Source organism: Arthrobacter sp. Y3223164 (genome assembly GCF_059091005.1).
The window spans coordinates 1-379 of sequence record NZ_JBNHGF010000905.1 but is presented as its reverse complement, the minus strand read 5'-3'; the positions used below and the strand labels follow the sequence as shown (position 1 = coordinate 379).

Genomic DNA, 379 nt, shown 5'->3' with positions numbered 1-379 from the left:
GCCCGATCCGGCGGCCGTCGTTCCGCTGGCCCTGCTGGTCAGCGGGTGGGGCCGCTGGCTCGGTGGCTTCCGGGCCGGCCGGCTCGGCTGGGCAGAAGACTGCCTGCAGGATCTGGCCCGCGACGGCCAGGCCACGGGGGTCGTCCTGGTTGTGTCCGGAGACCGAGAGCTGTCCGGCAGCCGCTTCCTGCCGCTCATGGCCAACCGGCTTTACCTTCCGACCGGTGCCGGTCCCGAAACCTTGCTGGGCTGGCCCCGCCTTCCTCCCATGAACGCGGTGTCCGGCAGGGCTTTTGTGCAGGGCCGTATCGGCGGCGACGGCGGGGCCTGCCAGCTGGTCACCGATCCAACCGGCTGCCCGCCGCCGGCCGCGGCCCGC

The 379-nt window shown here is 73.9% G+C and carries 1 pseudogene; it reads left to right on the top strand.

The features are described from left to right. A pseudogene (locus AC5RUJ_RS18655) lies at positions 1-379 on the top strand (FtsK/SpoIIIE domain-containing protein); the annotation flags it as partial.